Here is a 14,497-nt window from a genome sequence, read left to right on the forward strand (position 1 = left end):
CCCCGGTCCGGACCGTCCGGTGGCTCAGCGCTGCAGGACGGAGAGGTCCTGCCCGGCCTCCGGTACGGCGACCCGGCCACGGTCGTCCGGCAGCGTCTGCACGGTGAACGTCGGCACGCCGCCGTCCTCCTCGGCGAGGGTGCGGGCGGCGTAGACCGTGCCGCCGGAGAGGCGTTCCACGGTCAGCGCGTAGGTGCCCTCGGCGCCCTTCGGGCGCGGCGCCTCGACGGCGGTGGTGGTGCCGGGCTTCAGCGTGTAGGTGCTGCTCTGCGGGGACCCGCCCTCGCTGCCGGCGGAGGCGGTGACGCGGACCTTCGCCTTGCCGTCGAGGGCGAGGAGCGAGAGCGTGGAGCCCTTCTCCTGGTTGTCCGCCGCGGTCGCGCGCTGTTCGACCGGCTGGGTGCCCGTGAGGAAGGCGGTCTCCTGCTCGCCCTTCTTCCCGCGGGTGATCCGCGCGGCGGCGACGATCGGCGTCTCGTCCCCACTCTCGGTCGGGGTGAGGACCAGCGAGGCGGCGGCGCCCTGGGTGAGGTCGTCGAGGTCGACGGCGGCGGTCATGCCGGCCTTCACGTGCAGCGTCTCGAGGCCGGCCGGGGTGATGGTGCCGTTGGGCGTGGCGACGCCCACCTTGAGGTCGGCGTCGCTGTCGCCGGGGGCGTGCACCGCCAGGCGTACGGAGGTGGCGTCGGCGGGGATGCCGGGAAGCACGGCGGTGGGCCGCGGCACGCCTGCCGGCGGCAGCCAGTCGCCGCCCAGCTTCTCGTCGGACGCGTGCACCTGTGCGGAGACCCGGCCGGTGCGGACCACGGCGTGCACGGTGACGTTGGTGACGGGCTCGTCGGTCAGCGTGGACAGCAGCACCGGCAGCGTCGAGCGCGGCGGCACGGTCAGGCCCCGCCCGTTCTCGCCCGGCAGGGCGCCGTCCTTGCTGTGCAGCTCCAGGTCCACGACGGCCGCGGTGTCGTCCGGGTTGGTGAGGTGGACGAAGTCCTGCCGGTCCTCGGCGGTGCTGGCGCCGGGGAACCAGAAGTCCGTGTCGGGGGCCGAGCAGGCGGTGCCGTGCAGGCCGCGCCCGGTACCGGCGCTGACGACGGTGGTCTGCTGCACCGTCCAGCCGGGCGCGAACGGCCCGTCGGCGGAGCCGGCGAGGGCCGGCGCGTCGGCGCTGCCGTCGGTGTCGGTGACGGGCGTGCCGGGCTTCTTCAACGGCAGTACGGGGTCCGGCTGTTCACCTTCGCCGTCCTGCGGGTCCTTGTCATCGCCCTTGTCGTCCTTGTCGCCCTTGTCGTCCTTCTCCGGGTCGGTGAGACCGGTGTCCTTCTCCGGGACCGGCAGCAGCGCGGCCTCGCCCTCGCCCTCGGCCTTGTTCGGCGGAGTGAAGGCCGTGTACCGGGTCTCTGCCAGGTCGGAGGAGGACGGCTCGGGGCAGACGAGGGTGGACCGCTGCACCGGCAACCGTTCGGCGACGGGCGCCTGGTCCGGGCTCTGCGGTGCGGGCGCGGTCAGCGCGGCGACTCCGGTGACCGCCGCGAGCGCCGTCGTCACGCCGATGAGGGTGAGGGTGGTGCGGTTCACTGGTTCTCACTCCTGTCGCCGTACGGCGTTCCTTCGCCGGTCCGTGGGTCGTAGCCGTAACTCTGCGGGGGTTGCTGCGGCTGCTGCCCGTCCCACTCGCCGTACTGCTGTCCGGGCACGTACGGCTGCTGCGCGTACGGGTCCTGACCGTCGGGGCCGTCGTAGCCCGAATACGGGTCGTCTCCGTAGCCGCCCTGCGCGGGGACGGCGGCCCGACCGTAGGGGTCGGTGGCGCCGGTGCCGTACCGGTCGGGGTACCCGGTGCCGTACTGGTCGGCGTACTGGCCGTAGGGGACCTGCTCGGGCATCGGGGGCGCGGGCGGCTGCTCGAAGCCCGGGTCAGCGTCGGCCGGGCCGTGTCCGGGGTCGGCGTCGGCCGGGTCCGACTCCGCGGCCGTCCCGTCCGCGCCCTCGGCCTCGGCGGCCGCGGCCCGCAGGCGGCGGGCGCGGCGGCCCTCCCCGGCCACGGGCTCCGCCGGGACGGTGTCCTCCTCGGGCAGGTCGTCGTCCACGTCGCGGCGCCGGCCGGGCAGCGCGAGCACGAGGACGACGAGGACCAGCGCGGCCTGCGTCCACAGCCACACGGTGTGGGTGAGCGGAGTCTCGTAGGTGAGGTCCAGGCGGCCGCCCCCGGCGGGGAGTTCGAAGCCCTGCGCCCAGCCGTCGACGGTGACGGCGGTCAGTTCGCGGCCGTCCAGGGTGGCGCGCCATCCGGTGTCCGCACGGTCGGCGACGCGCAGCACGCGCCCGTCGGGGCCCGACGGGAGGTCGGTGTGCGCCTCGACCGGCCCGGCGGGCACGAGCACCGGCTCCGGCGCGGCGCCGGTGCCGTCTCCCTCCCCGGACTTCTCCTCACCGGGGACGATCCGGATGCGGGCCACCTCGGCGTCCACGCGCCACAGGGCGCTGCCGTCCTCCTGGCTGAGCCGGGTGAGGCCGGGTGTGGCGTCCAGCGTGCGGCTCAACTGCCGCGGCGCCCCCTCCCGGACGAGCACGTAGGCCACGGCGTAGTCGCCGAGGCGCCTGGTCTGCTCCGCGCCGGAACCGGCGACGAGGTGCGCGACGGTCTCGTCGAAGCGGGTGTCGCGGCCGGCCGCGGCCGCGAGGTCGGCGTCGCCGAGGCGGGCGCCGGAGCCGCGGACCACGGCGTAGGACACCTGGCCGGTGGCGGTCGCGTCGCCGCCTTCCTCGCCGTCGAGGACGAGGGTGCGGGCCTGGTCCTCGGTGTTGCTCTCCTCGGCGACGAAGGCGGGGACCTGCACGGGACTGCGTCGGGTCAGCGGCTCATGCGCGCCGTCGATCATCCAGCCGACGGCGGACAGCAGGGGCGCGGCGACGGCGGCGGCGGCGATCAGCGCGGCGACCGGCTGCTTCCAGCCGAAGTTCTGCGAGGCGACCCGTTCGCGTGCGCCCTCGGCACCGACGGCGGCGGCGGCCAGCAGCGCGATCCCGTAGACCAGGGTGGCAGGGCCGGCCCAGCCCTGGGCGTTCGCGAGCACCGCGAAGACCAGGCCCGTGAGGGCGACGGCCCAGGCGGCGCGTACGGGCGTCTGCCGGTCGGCGCGCAGCAGTGCGGCGAGCGCGGCCAGCACGATGCCCGCGAGCAGCAGCCCCCCGGCCGCGCCGGGGCCGCCCGGGGAGAGGGTGGCCAGGTCGAGGGCGTCGGCGGCACCGGTGCCGTAGGGCAGCCCCGCCTCGGTGAAGAGGCGGGAGGGGCTGGTCAGCAGGGCGAGCGACCAGGGGGCGAGCAGCAGGACCGGGGTGACGGCGACGACCGCGGCGCGGAGTCCGGCGCCCGCGACGCCCTCGCCGCGGCGCTGCGCGAGCACCACCGGGGCGAGGGCGAGGAGCACGCCGATCGGCCAGGTCACGGGCGTGAAGGCGGTGGTGAAGGTGAGCAGCAGCGCGTACGCCCAGACGGCGCGCCAGGAGGGCCGTCCTCGCAGGCCGCTCGCAGCCACGGCGGTGCGGGCGAGCAGGGGCAGTACGACGGCGAGTACCGCGGTGCCGATGCGGCCGCCCGCGAGGGCGCCGGTGGCGGCGGGCAGGAAGGCGTAGGCGACGGCGGCCCAGGCGCGCACCAGGCGGGAGTCGACGAGCGGACGGGAGGCGAAGTAGGCGGTGAGGCCGGCCAGTGGCACGGAGCAGACCAGCAGCAGGGTGAGTGCGGTGCCGGTGCTGCCGAAGAGGAGGGTGGCGACCAGCGCGAGCACCGCGAGGTAGGGCGGCGCGGTCTGGGTGCCGCCGATGCCCACGGGGTGCCAGGCGTCGGTGTACCGGGCCCACAGGTCGCCCACGCTCTCCGGCGCGGGCAGGAGTGCGCCGCCGGCGAGGGAGCCGCCGGAGAGCAGCGCACGGCAGGCGATCAGCGAGACGAGCAGCAGGACGGCGAAGAGCAGCGGTCCGGGCTTCTGGGCGAGGCGCTTGACCCGGGCGAACTGCTCGATCTCGAGGAAGTCGGCGTCCTCGTCGGTCGGTCCCGATTCCACGGCGCCGTGCCGGCCGCCGGAGGACCGTTCGGGTTCGGCGCGGCCGGCGAAGTTGCTGACGACCTGTTCGGCGGTGGCCCGCACGGTCGCGCCGGGCGGCGGGAAGAGCGGGCGCAGGTCGCGGTGGTCGACGACCGGTTTGCCCCGGCGCCTGCGGGCCCCGAGGATGCGCACCGGCCGCAGCAGGGTGCCGACCAGGCCGGACACCTCGTCCAGCGCCTGGCCGGGCACCTTGCCGACGAGGTAGGCGAGGGTGCGCAGCAGGGTGCCGAGGACGAGCCGGAGCAGCACCCACGGCAGCCCGCGGGCGGGGGCGTTGGCGAGCATCGTGTAGACGGCGCCGGCCTTGTCCACCTTGTGCGGGCTGGCGCCTCCGCCGCGCCCGACGCAGTCGACGGGGCGGCGTTCGCGGGAGGCGGCCTCGGCGTGCCGCATGTGGGCGTCGGGGACGACGAGCACGCGGTGGCCGGCGGCGTTGGCACGCCAGCACAGGTCGACGTCGTCGCGCATGAGTGGCAGGCGGCGGTCGAAGCCGCCGAGCGCGAGGAAGACGTCGCGGCGGATCAGCATCCCGGCGGTGGACACCGACAGCACGGGGCGCACCTGGTCGTGCTGGCCCTGGTCCTGCTCGCGGCGTTCGATGCCGGTCCAGCGGCGTCCGCTGTTGGCGATGGTGACGCCGGTCTCGAGGAGCTGACGGCTGTCGTACCAGCTGCGCAGCTTGGGGCCGACGACGGTGGCGGACGGATCGGCGTCCACGACCCGCAGCAGGTGGTGCAGGGCGTCGGGGGCCGGGGCGCAGTCGTCGTGCAGGAGCCAGAGCCACTGCACGGGTTCGCCGTGCGGCAGCTCGGGCATGTCGTACGCCTCGTCGTGCCAGGTGCGGGTGACGGGGTCCCAGCCGCTGGGGCGCTTGAGGTACGGCAGGTCGTCGGGGGTGAGTTCGCCCGCGGTGCGGGCGGCCTCTTCGACGGCCGCGCCGAAGCCCGTGCGCCGGGCCATGTGCAGGACCCGGTCGGTGCCGAGGGCGTCGGTGACCAGGCGGGCGGAGTCGTCGGCGCTTCCGGTGTCGGCGGCGATGACGTTCTGGACCGGGCGCTCCTGCCCGATCAGTCCCGACAGTGCTTCGGGCAGCCAGCGCGCGCCGTCGTGGGAGACGAGCACGGCGGTGACGACGTGCCGGGGGAAGTCAGGTGTGGCCGCCTGGTGTTGGGCCGCCGGGTGACTGTGCACGGACATCGAGGTACAGGCCCCGTTTGAGTGGACGGCGGTGGACGCGCGCCCCGCGAGGCGGGACCGGACGCGTCTCGGACGGGCCCACACTAGAGGAGTGGCGCCGAGGTGGCGCCGTCCGCCCGCGTACGAGGCTCCGCCGTGCTCGCGGAGTGCGGGCGGAGAGCGGGCGGAGAGCGCCACCGCCGGTGCGGGCTCCGCCCGCCGCCCCGTTGCGTCGCGCCGTCCGCCGCCCGCGTGTCACGGCCGCCGGGTCGTCACCGGGACGTCACCGGTGGTCGGCCGCCGGTGGTCAGCTGCCGGGGGTCAGACCGCGGCCTTTTTCAGCCGTCGGCGCTCGCGCTCGGACAGTCCGCCCCAGATTCCGAAACGTTCGTCGTTGGCGAGTGCGTATTCGAGACACTCGGACCGGACTTCGCACGCGAGACAGACCTTCTTCGCCTCCCGCGTGGAACCGCCCTTCTCGGGAAAGAACGACTCGGGATCGGTCTGGGCGCACAGCGCGCGCTCCTGCCAGCCGAGTTCCTCGTCCGCCTCTTCGACCAGCAGTTGCTCCACCAGCTCGGTCATGTGCGCGCCCCTCGTCCGTCTTTGCTTCCCCGTGATGCCGTCGTTATCGATCCCGCCTGAACGACACGTGTGAAATTACAAGTGTGCCGATCCGGGAGGGTCAAGCTGAGATCTGCTATTGAGCCCGATATTCACTCTGCGGAACCAAGAGCTTGCAGAAAGTGTTCAATTCTCCACAAACTATGACAGTCGTACCGGGTGACCCACCCGTGGGACTCTCCTGTCCTGAGTGACGACTCAGCCGTCGATCACGTTCCCGGCCGCCGGCCGAAGCGAAGAGGATCACAACCGGATCACAGGTTCACAACGGCGCTCACGGGCCGGGATGGTGCGCCATGTGTCCGCGATCACCGGAGCACAAACCTTTCTGTCCCCGACGCCACTCGAAGCGGTGAGACCTTCGCCGCCAAACGCGACATCCGGTTGACACCGCCCACGGGCTCCGGTCTCCTTGTGCCCATGCCCGTGACCCGATCGCTCACTCCGGCCCGCCGCGGCGGGATCCTTCGTGCTGCGTCCGGTCACTGTCGCTGTCACTGCTGTTGAGGCACCCGAGGTACCCACACCACCCCTCCCCTCCGGCACGAAGGCGACCTTCCCCGTGAACAGCGACGTCCAGATCGCCGGCGACCTGCTCGCCGTCCCCCACCTCCTCCAGCCCGCGCCCGCGCACCCGACGACCGTCGCGGAGTTCGCCGGGCTGGCCCGCACCCTGGCCGCCGACCGCGCGTCGTGGGCGCCGCTGGTGCGCTACGACGCCACCACCCGCTGGTACCACCGGCTCCGCACCGGCCCCGGCTACGAGGTGTGGCTGCTCAGCTGGCTGCCCGGGCAGGGCAGCGGACGGCACGACCACGGCCCGTCGTCCGGCGTGCTGACCGTGCTGGAGGGCGAGCTCACCGAGCACTCCCGCGGCGGCAGCAGGCGGCTGCGGTCCGGCGCGCAGCGGGTCTTCGCACCCGGCTACGTCCACGAGGCGGTCAACACCGGCCTCGAACCGGCCGTCACCCTGCACGTCTACTTCCCGGGTCTCACACAGATGCCCATGCACGCCCCCGTCCGCCCGGAGGCCGTGCCCTCCGCAGCCGTGCCCTCCACGGCCGTGCGGGCGGACGGCGCGACGACCGCCCCCTGAGACCCGGCTGCCCTCGGCCGGGCCGGGCTGCGAGACTGTCCGTCATGCAGCGCATCGTGGTTCTGGCCGGGGGTATCGGCGGCGCCCGCTTCCTCCGCGGCCTCCAGTCCGCCGCACCGGAAGCGGACATCACCGTCATCGGCAACACCGGGGACGACATCCACCTCTTCGGGCTGAAGATCTGCCCCGACCTCGACACCGTGATGTACACGCTCGGCGGCGGCATCCACGAGGAGCAGGGCTGGGGCCGCGCGGGCGAGACGTTCGCGGTGAAGGAAGAGCTGGCCGCGTACGGCGTCGAGCCCCAGTGGTTCGGGCTCGGCGACCGGGACGTCGCCACGCACCTCGTCCGCACGCAGATGCTCGGCGCCGGCTATCCCCTCAGCGCCGTCACGGAGGCGCTGTGCGCGCGCTGGCGACCGGGCGTACGGCTGCTCCCGATGACGGACGACCGGGTCGAGACGCACGTCGCCGTCGAGGAGGGCGGCGAACGCAAGGCGCTCCACTTCCAGGAGTACTGGATCCGGCTGCGCGCCGGGCCGGACGCGCAGGCCGTCGTGCCGGTCGGCGCCGACCAGGCCGAGCCCGCGCCCGGTGTCCTGGAGGCCATCGCCGAGGCGGACGTGGTGCTGTTCCCGCCGTCGAACCCGGTGGTGAGCATCGGCACGATCCTCGCCGTGCCCGGCATCCGTGAGGCCATCGCCGAGGCGGGGGTACCGGTCGTGGGCCTCTCCCCCATCGTGGGCGACGCGCCGGTCCGCGGCATGGCCGACAAGGTGCTCGCCGCGATCGGCGTCCGGTCCACCGCCGCGGCCGTCGCCCGGCACTACGGCTCCGGGCTGCTCGACGGGTGGCTCGTCGACACGGTCGACGCGGGCGCGGTCGACGAGGTCGAGGAGGCCGGCATCCGCTGCCGGGCGGTACCGCTGATGATGAGCGACCCGGAGGCGACCGCACGGATGGCGTCGGACGCGCTGGCACTCGCCGAGGAGGTGCGGGCATGACCGCGCCGGAGCACCGCGACGCCCGCCCCGGCTACCACGTCTGGGCGCTGCCCGGCATCCCCGAGGTGCGCGAGGGCGACGACCTGGTGAAGCTGATCGCCGAAGCGGCCGCGGCCGAGGGCCTCGACGGCCTCGTGGACGGCGACGTACTCGTCGTCACCTCGAAGATCGTCAGCAAGGCGGAGGGCCGTACGGTCGCCGCCGACGACCGGGAGGCGTCCATCGACGCCGAGACGGTACGCGTCGTCGCACGGCGCGGACCGGCTCGGATCGTCGAGACCCGGCACGGCTTCGTGATGGCCGCCGCGGGCGTCGACGCGTCCAACACCCCGGCCGGAACCGTGCTGTTGCTGCCCGAGGACCCCGACGCGTCCGCCACCCGCATCCGGGACGGCCTGTACGACCTGCTGGGCGCGCGGGTGGGCGTCGTCGTCACCGACACCTTCGGGCGCCCCTGGCGCGAGGGGCAGACCGACGTGGCGATCGGCGCGGCCGGCGTGCGCGTCCTGGAGGACCTGCGCGGCGGCGTCGACTCGTACGGCAACCCGCTGGGCGTCACGGTCACCGCCGTCGGCGACGAACTGGCCGCGGCGGGCGAGCTGGTGAAGGGCAAGGCCGACGGGCGACCGGTCGCGGTCGTCCGCGGCATGGGGCGGCACGTGCTCGGCGCCGGGGACCGGGACACCACGGCGCAGCCCCTCGTACGGGACGCGGCGCTGGACATGTTCCGGCTCGGCACCTCCGAGGCCGTACGGGAGGCGGTGACCGGGCGGCGCACCGTGCGGGAGTTCACCGGCGAGCCGGTGGACGGCGCGGCGGTGCGCCGTGCCGTCGCGGCGGCCGTCACCGCGCCCGCGCCGCACCACACCACGCCCTGGCGGTTCGTCCTGCTGGAGTCCGAGGAGTCGCGGCTGCGGCTGCTGGACGCGATGCGGGACGCCTGGATCGCCGACCTGCGGGCCGACGGCAAGAGCGAGGAGAGCATCGCCAAGCGTGTGCGGCGCGGCGACGTGCTGCGCAACGCGCCGTACCTGGCGGTGCCGTGCATGGTGGCGGACGGCTCGCACACCTACCCGGACGCACGCCGGGCCGCCGCCGAACGCGAGATGTTCGTCGTCGCCCACGGTGCGGGCATCCAGAACTTCCTGGTGGCGCTGGCCGGCGAGCAGCTGGGGTCGGCCTGGATCTCGTCGACGATGTTCTGCCGCGACGTCGTGCGCGACGTGCTCGAGCTGCCCGGGACGTGGGAGCCGATGGGCGCGGTGGCGATCGGCCACGCGGCGGCCGCGCCGAAGGCACGGCCCGCACGGAGCGCCGACGCGTTCACCGTGGTGCGCTGAGACGTCCCCGGCCGTTCCGGTTCCTGCCTCGGCGCTCCCCGCCTCAGAGCGTGGCGATGTCGGTGCGGGGCATCTTGGGCACGCGGCGCGGCGGGATGCGGCCGGTCGTGAGCAGGAGCCGGGCCGCGCGGTGGCGCTGGCCCTGTGCCGCGTAGGGGGCCAGCAGTTCCAGCATGCCGTCGTCGTCGCAGCCCCGGCGTCCGGTCAGGGCGTAGCCCACGATGCCCGGCAGGTGCAGGTCGCCGACCGTCAGCGCGTCGGCCGCGCCGTTGCTGCGCTGCAGCGTCTCCGCGGCGGTCCACGGGCCGATGCCGGGGATGACGCAGAGCCGGGCGACCGCCGCGTCGAGGTCCATGCGTGCGGCCTCCTCCATGCGCGACCAGCGCTGCACGGCCCGCAGGATCGTCGCGGAGCGCTTGGAGTCGACGCCGGCGCGGTGCCACTCCCAGGAGGGGATCAGCGCCCAGGTCCGCGGCGCGGGCAGGACGTGCAGGTCCTCGCGCGGGCCGGGCGCCGGCTCACCGAAGCGGCGCACCAGGCGGCGCCAGGCGCGGTGCGCCTCCTCCGCGGTGACCTTCTGCTCCAGCACCGACGGGATCAGCGACTCCATCACCTGGCCGGTGCGGACGAGCCGCAGGCCGGGGTTGCGGCGGTGCGCCTCGCGCAGCAGGTCGTGGTGGGCCACGAACGCGCCGGGGTCGTCGTCGGCGCCGAGCAGCGCCGGGAGCCGGTCCAGCGACCATTCCGCGCCGGTCCCCCACGCCTCCGCCTCGACACGGGCGCCGGTCCCGCCGCCCCGGGCGGCGATCCGCAGCGTGACCGGTCCGGCGGGCGTCCGCATGGTGCGCCACACCGCGCCGTCCACCACCCGGCAGGTGGGGTCGTACGGGCCGCGGCGCAGCACGTGCAGACTGCTCAGCAGGTCGTACGGCCCTTCGGGGTCCCACCGGCGGCGGACGCCGGACGCGGACGGGCTGGCGCCGGACCGGGACGGGCGGGCGCCGGACGCCTCCGGCCTCTGCCGCGGCAGCCCGTCGGCCGGGGACGGCCTGCTTCCTCGTCGGGCCATCGTCGCCACCGCCTCACGTCACGTCCGCCGCATCTCTCGCTCACTGGTCGGAGGAGAACCGGACCGCGCCGGCCCCGATGCGTGCACCGCACCATATGCGGATACCGTCGCGCAGCTCGTTGTCGGGGCCGACCTCCGCGCGGTCGCCGATGACGGCGCCGTCCAGGACGGTGCGCGCCCCGACTCGCGCGCCCGCGCCGATCAAGGAGTCGCGCACGACGGCGTCCGGTTCCACGACCGCCCCGTCGAGCAGGGTGCTGCCCTCGACGCGGGCTCCGGTGCCGACGACCGCGCCCGCGCCGACGGCGGTCCCGCCGGAGAGCTTGGCGTCCTCGGCGACGGTCGCCCCGTCCAGCACCAGGCACGCGCCGCGGCGGCCGGGCACGGCCGGCGAGGGCGCGTGCCCCAGCACCAGGTCCGCGGACCCGCGGACGAAGGCCTGCGGGGTGCCGAGGTCCAGCCAGTAGGTGGAGTCGACCATGCCCTGGAGGTGGGCGCCGTCGGCGAGCAGTCCGGGAAAGGTCTCGCGTTCGACGGACACCGGACGGTCGTGGGGGATCGTGTCGATCACGGACCGCTGGAAGACGTACGCGCCCGCGTTGATCTGGTCGGTGACGATCTCCTCGGGCGTCTGCGGCTTCTCCAGGAAGGCGGTGACGCGCCCGTCGTCGTCCGTCGGGACGAGCCCGAACGCGCGCGGGTCGGCCACCCGCGTGAGGTGCAGGGACACGTCGGCTCCGGCGTCGGCGTGCGTGCGGACCAGCGCGCGGATGTCCAGGCCGGTGAGGATGTCGCCGTTGAAGACGAGCACCGGTTCGTCCCGCCCGGAGGTGAGGCGGGAGGCGACGTTGCGCAGGGCCCCGCCGGTGCCCAGCGGCTCCTCCTCGGTGACGTACTCCAGGTGCAGGCCGAGGTCGGAGCCGTCGCCGAAGTGCGGCTCGAACACCTCCGCGAGGTAGGAGGTGGCCATCACCACGTGCTCGACCCCGGCGGCGCGGGCCCGGGCGAGCTGGTGGGTGAGGAAGGGCACCCCCGCGGCCGGGACCATCGGCTTGGGCGTGTGCACCGTGAGCGGCCGCAGCCGGGTGCCCTTGCCTCCGACGAGGAGAATCGCCTCAGTCAACGTCGTCTCTGCTTCCTGCCGGGGCCGGTCCGTCTCGTCCGCCACGCCTGCGCTCCCCCGACGCCGGGTCCGTCGACCGGTCGGCGCCGCGCGGCATGACGTGGGACGCGCCGTGGGACGCGCGGGGTTGACCGACAGGACGCCGTCGACGGGGGATGCGGCCGGGCCGGGGCGACGCCGACCGCCGCCCCGGTTCTTCGGGGCGTGCGGGGCCGGGACCCGGGCGCCGGGCGGTCGGCGGCCAGTCTATGCGGACGGCCGCCGCCCGTCCCGGCCCACGGGTGAGCGCTCCCGGCCCGCCGGCCGACCGACCCGCGGTACGCCCGTCGGCTCAGGGAGGACGCCTCCTCCGAGGTCAGCGCCCCTGGAGCCTGGCGGCGAGCTTCCGGATGGCGCCCAGGTCCTCGTAGAGCTGCTTGCCGGGGCAGGCGGTGGAGAAGCCGTCCCGGTGGCCGGAGATGGTGCGCATCCTGACCTTGGCGCCCTTGCTGTACTTGCCGCCCTCGGACGTCATCCGGGTACGGCCCTCGGCGTTGACGCCGTAGAGCCCGAGCTTCCAGGCGGTGAGCTTGGCGATGGCGTCGGTGGCCTTCTTCGGCGGGTTCTTGCTGCTGAAGTCGCCGAGGACGGCGACGCCCATGCTGGCGTTGTTGAAGCCGAGCGTGTGGGCGCCGCGCACCGGCTGGGTGACTCCGCCGGCCCGGCCCTCGTAGATGGTGCCGCACTTGTCGACGAGGAAGTTGTAGCCGATGTCGCGCCAGCCCAGGCTCTTGACGTGGTAGCGGTAGATCCCGCGGATCACCTTGGACGCTTCCTTGCAGCTGTAGCCGTTGCTGCCCGCGGTGTGGTGGACGAAGGCCATCTTCACGTCGTCGCCGTAGGCGTAGCCGCTCTCGCGCACGCTCTCGTCGGCACCCCAGCCGCTGCGGATGACGATGCCGGGCCGGGGCCCGACGTGCGGCTTGCCGTCCGCCGCCCGCACCTCGGGGGTGAGGTCGTGCTCGGCCGCGTCCGCCAGGGTCTCCTCCACGGTCAGCGCGGGCAGCCGGCCCGGCGCGGCGGCGGCCTTCTCCTCGGCCGACTCCTCCCGGGCCGGAGTCTCCTCGGCGGCCTGCTCCTCGACGGGCGCCTTCTCGGCGGCCCGCTCCTCCGCAGGCTCCTTCTCCACGGGCTCCTTCTCGGCGGGCTCGTCCCCCGCGCCCCGCTTCTCCGCGGGCTCGTCCTCCGCGAGGCTCTGCGCCCCGCCGCCTCGCGGAGCGCCGGCTCGTGCTCCCGTGCCCGGTACGTCGGAGGCCGGACGTCCGCCGGTGGCGTCGGCGATCCGGGCCGGGGCGTCACCGGGGTCGACCAGTTCCAGCCGCAGGCCGCGCGGGAGTTCGCCGTGCTCGGGGCGGATCTGCACCTGGACGCCGTTCGAACGGCCGACCCACAGGGGCGGGGTGGAGCCGCGCTGCGCGCCGTCCTCGCCACCGGCCCGGTGGGACGGTGTCGGGGCGTGCTCGCTGTGCGTGGCGAGGGTCCGCCAGTCGGACCAGTCGCCCGTCGCCGCGTTCCGGGTACGGATGCGCACGTCGGCGTCGAGCCGCTCCCGGGGGTCCTGCCAGACGATGCCGACCAGGGAGAACGGGCGCACGGTGCGCTGTTCCAGACCGACCGCGTCTCCCGGCGCGGCTCGCCCGTCCACGTCTCCGGGACGGGTCTCGTGCCGGTGCGGGGCACTGCCCGAGCGCCGGGAACCGGCCGGGTCGCCGGGCGACGGGATCCGGGCGAGCGGCAGCGACTGCGTGCTGCCGGGCATGCCGGTAACGGGGGATGCGAGCGACGCGTCCCGCTGCCCGGCGCCGGGGGTCCGGACGTCGCCGGGCGCGGCCGCCGCGGCGGCCGGCTGGAGCAGGAGAGTCACGGTGGACAGAACACCGAGAGAGGTGGCGAGAAGTGCACGCATACGTACGACGATGAGCTGATTCACCCGCTTCTGTCCATCCGGGAACTGACACGCCGTCGGCCCCGGGACGCTCGAACAGGTGCCCCGCGCGGCGGGTGACGTCCCGTCGGACGCGTACGCTGGCCCCGATGAACGCCACCGACCGCACCCCCGCCGACCTGCTGTCTTCCGCGCTCGCCGCCGACCCCGCGCGGCCGCTGGTGACCTTCTACGACGACGCCACCGGCGAACGCGTGGAACTCTCCGTCGCGACCCTCGCCAATTGGGTGGCGAAGACCGGCAACCTGCTCCAGGACGACCTGTCCGCCGCACCCGGCGACCGGCTCGCGCTACTGCTCCCGGCGCACTGGCAGACCGTCGTCTGGCTGCTCGCCTGCTCCGCCGTCGGGGTGACCGTGGACCTGCACGGCGCCCCCTCCGGTGCGGATCTCGTCGTCGCCGGCCCGGACGCCCTCGACGTGGCACGCGCCTGCGGCGGCGAACGGGTGGCCCTCGCACTGCGGCCGATGGGCACCCGCTTCCCCCAGCCCCCGGAGGGCTTCGCGGACTACGCGGTGGAGGTCCCCGGCCAGGGGGACCGCTTCACGCCGTACGCCCCGGTGGACGCCGACACCAGCGCGCTCGTCCTCCCCGGCGGCGAGGAGCTGACCGGGGCGCAGCTCGTCGAGCGGGCACGCGCGGACGCGGCGGAGCTCGGCCTGGAAGCCGGCTCGCGGCTGCTGTCGCGCCTGCCGTACGACGACTGGGCCGGGGTGTCGGCCGGGCTGTACGCGCCGCTCGCCGCCGGGGCGTCCGTAGTGCTGTGCCGGAACGCGGACGGACTGGACGCCGCCGCGCTGGAGCACCGCCGCGACGCCGAACGCGTCACCCACACCGCCGGCTGACGGCGTTCCCGCCGCGCTCGCCGGCGGGGCCGTCGCGACCGCAGGCGTCACATCGACGCGACCGTGCGTACAACCCTTGGCCCTTCCCGCACGTCTGTCTGAGTGACCGGCTTCCGTACGGCCACCCGGC

The 14,497-nt window shown here is 74.9% G+C and carries 10 protein-coding genes; 4 read left to right on the forward strand and 6 right to left on the reverse strand.

Annotation, left to right across the window (positions count from 1 at the left end):
• Nucleotides 1–24: 24 nt before the first annotated feature.
• From RM572_RS26725 to RM572_RS26735, 3 genes are all read right to left on the reverse strand, one after another.
• Nucleotides 25–1,575 carry a DUF5719 family protein gene (locus tag RM572_RS26725; RefSeq protein ID WP_311675953.1) on the reverse strand — a complete coding sequence of 517 codons (1,551 nt, stop codon included), beginning with the start codon at nt 1,573–1,575 and terminating at the stop codon, nt 25–27.
• A complete protein-coding gene (locus RM572_RS26730) occupies nt 1,572–5,303 on the reverse strand; it encodes a glycosyltransferase (RefSeq protein ID WP_311675954.1) in 3,732 nt (1,243 codons plus the stop codon). Before RM572_RS26730 ends, RM572_RS26725 begins: the two co-directional genes overlap by 4 nt.
• Nucleotides 5,304–5,603: 300 nt before the next feature.
• A complete protein-coding gene (locus RM572_RS26735) occupies nt 5,604–5,867 on the reverse strand; it encodes a WhiB family transcriptional regulator (protein WP_027763975.1) in 264 nt (87 codons plus the stop codon).
• A 601-nt stretch (nt 5,868–6,468) separates the two neighbouring features.
• Here RM572_RS26735 and RM572_RS26740 point away from each other — a divergent pair.
• Genes RM572_RS26740 through RM572_RS26750 form a run of 3 tightly spaced genes read left to right on the forward strand, consistent with a single transcriptional unit; the run spans nt 6,469 to nt 9,346 of the window.
• Complete coding sequence (locus RM572_RS26740; RefSeq protein WP_311675955.1) at nt 6,469–7,002, forward strand: cysteine dioxygenase; 534 nt, start codon at nt 6,469–6,471, stop codon at nt 7,000–7,002.
• Nucleotides 7,003–7,046: 44 nt separating this feature from the next.
• Complete coding sequence (gene cofD, locus RM572_RS26745) at nt 7,047–8,006, forward strand: 2-phospho-L-lactate transferase (protein ID WP_311675956.1); 960 nt, start codon at nt 7,047–7,049, stop codon at nt 8,004–8,006.
• On the forward strand, nt 8,003–9,346 hold the full coding sequence (locus RM572_RS26750) for a coenzyme F420-0:L-glutamate ligase (RefSeq protein WP_311675957.1): 1,344 nt from the start codon (nt 8,003–8,005) through the stop codon (nt 9,344–9,346). Before cofD ends, RM572_RS26750 begins: the two co-directional genes overlap by 4 nt.
• A 43-nt stretch (nt 9,347–9,389) precedes the next feature.
• On the opposite strand, the gene RM572_RS26755 is transcribed toward RM572_RS26750, so the two are convergent.
• The 3 genes from RM572_RS26755 to RM572_RS26765 form a co-directional block, all read right to left on the reverse strand.
• Nucleotides 9,390–10,415, reverse strand: a complete 1,026-nt coding sequence (locus RM572_RS26755) for a DNA-3-methyladenine glycosylase family protein (protein ID WP_311675958.1) — start codon at nt 10,413–10,415, stop codon at nt 9,390–9,392.
• 40 nt (nt 10,416–10,455) lie between these two features.
• Nucleotides 10,456–11,538, reverse strand: coding sequence for a mannose-1-phosphate guanylyltransferase (locus RM572_RS26760; RefSeq protein ID WP_311675971.1), 1,083 nt, complete (start codon nt 11,536–11,538; stop codon nt 10,456–10,458).
• Between the two features lie 355 nt (nt 11,539–11,893).
• A complete protein-coding gene (locus RM572_RS26765) occupies nt 11,894–13,483 on the reverse strand; it encodes a peptidoglycan recognition protein family protein (protein WP_311675959.1) in 1,590 nt (529 codons plus the stop codon).
• A 128-nt stretch (nt 13,484–13,611) separates the two neighbouring features.
• Between RM572_RS26765 and RM572_RS26770 the strand changes: the two genes are divergently transcribed.
• Nucleotides 13,612–14,367 (forward strand): TIGR03089 family protein, encoded by a 756-nt coding sequence (locus RM572_RS26770; protein WP_311675960.1) that lies wholly within the window; start codon nt 13,612–13,614, stop codon nt 14,365–14,367.
• Nucleotides 14,368–14,497: the final 130 nt, after the last annotated feature.

It is taken from the genome of Streptomyces hazeniae (assembly GCF_031845485.1).
Lineage (GTDB): Bacteria > Actinomycetota > Actinomycetes > Streptomycetales > Streptomycetaceae > Streptomyces > Streptomyces hazeniae.